Raw genomic sequence first — 1,776 nt, 5'->3', positions numbered from 1 at the left:
CACCAAATTAAAACAAGCATCCAAAAGCTAAAAACATTACCGAACTACTACGGGCCATGAGAGCAATTTAGCTGGAAAAACACTCCCCTAAAAAATGACTTTCTTTTTTCTCATTAGAGTCATTTTATATACTCTGTTCCAATGCTCGATATGTGGCTGCTCTTTAAATGCTCTATTTTCATCTATTCCTTTATTGGTGGCTTTTTTGATATTGGTCAATGGTTTTTTGTAGAGTTATCATGGCCAGTCTGGCGCAGTGTATTTTTTGTTCCGGAATTTCTTCAAGATGTTGTATTATTTGTTTTCATCGATTTTTTTGGCTTCTTCCAGTTTTTTACCCTTTATCATTTCGGTTAGAGCGGAACCCGCTGAAAATGAGCCTGCACATCCGATTGCTCTGAACTTAGCATCCTGAATAGTATCATTTTTGATTCTTAGCTGAAACTCCATAGTGTCCCCGCAAGGCCCGGTCCAAGCATAATCTGCATCCGGATTCTCCATTTCTCCAACATTTACTTTGTTTATATAATATTCTATTGCCTTTTCTGAATATCCCGATTTCTTCAGTAGATCTTTTACTTCACTCAATTTTATCACTCGCTTTTAATACTTTAAAAAAGAAAATGGGAGTAATGGTTTTTTTAAATTTGGCACATTGTCTAATATTCCAATTCTTAATTGGGTGAGTGCTGATCAGTGGGTTGCTATTATTCAAAGACTTTTCCTGCTCCTCCCACTGTGAGCTGTTCACCTAGAGCTAAGCGTACGAGATTGCTTATGATATAGGGTTCCAAGTCTTGTGCTTTGGCTCTGCTCCTCAGGCTGAGTACACACATTGGACACAGGAAAATCATCGCTTCTGCTCCATGTTCTTTAGCGTCCATTAGGTTCTTCATTCGCCACTCTTCTACTTCTTCTTTGGACACGGTTGACATTGCTCCCTGAGCTCCGCCGCAGCAGAGGGCGTACATTTTATCATATTTTCTGGGGACTCTCTCAACACCTATGAGTTCAAAGAGTTCGTCAAGTATTTTGTCTTTGTCGAAGGTGTATCGGGAGGCGCAGGGCTGCTGATAGGCTATCTTTATGTTAAGCTTCTTGACTTGATCCTTGTGGTCCTTAACATAATCCCGAAGATACTCTATAATGTGAATTGGTTTGAATGGTAGTGTTATTCCAAATTCATTAACTTTGTTGGCTAACATGGCGTAGCAGTCATCATGGAAACAAATTACTTCCTTTGCACCCACCTCTTTTACCACTTTTGCAAGATTGTCCACAAATTTCTGAGCATTCTCCTTAACCGGGCTAGGCTTTCCCACGTGTATCCAGCCAATGTAGCAGAAATATTCTCCCCCCTTAGTAATGGTTAAACCATCGAAGAGTTGACCCTCAACGACTCCTGGAAGAAAATCACCTACAGTGCAGAGATTCATGACTGGTTTTCCGGGCTCACCCTTAATAACTTCGGATGGTAGCTGCGAAGCCATACCCATCATACCCAGCGCGCGCTCAGTAGCTGGAAATGTTCCCGTTTCCTCTTGCCTCTGATTGATTAAATCAAAGGGATTGGCTCCCTCGGGACAGAACATGTTACAAGCGCAGCAAGTGATACACTCAGCAGTCACCGGAGTAGGTTCACCATCAATCAATTTTTTAAACTCTGCCTTAGCCTTCTCTTCGGGATAAGCCAAGTAGGGGCATTTTATCAAACACTCTCCACAAAGAGTACACTTATCTTCATAAAACATGTAAATTCCACCTCTAAGGATTCTA

Annotated in this window: 3 protein-coding genes; all 3 read right to left on the bottom strand. The window is 41.2% G+C overall.

Going from position 1 to position 1,776, the window contains the following annotated elements:
- Nucleotides 1-190 precede the first annotated feature (190 nt).
- Nucleotides 191-262: a hypothetical protein gene (locus tag ACUVXA_RS20560; RefSeq protein ID WP_445873162.1), complete on the bottom strand. Its 72-nt coding sequence runs from the start codon at nt 260-262 to the stop codon at nt 191-193.
- Nucleotides 263-294: 32 nt separating this feature from the next.
- The gene (locus ACUVXA_RS20555) at nt 295-588 is read right to left on the bottom strand and encodes an iron-sulfur cluster assembly scaffold protein (RefSeq protein ID WP_445873161.1); all 294 of its coding nucleotides are present in this window, start codon (nt 586-588) and stop codon (nt 295-297) included.
- Between the two features lie 119 nt (nt 589-707).
- A partial coding sequence (locus ACUVXA_RS20550) for a heterodisulfide reductase-related iron-sulfur binding cluster (protein WP_445873160.1) occupies nt 708-1,776 on the bottom strand: 1,069 nt, incomplete at its 5' end.

The sequence above is a fragment of the Candidatus Jordarchaeum sp. genome (assembly GCF_052745115.1).
Note: the sequence above shows the minus strand (reverse complement) of the source record. Positions and strands in the feature narration are given on the sequence as shown.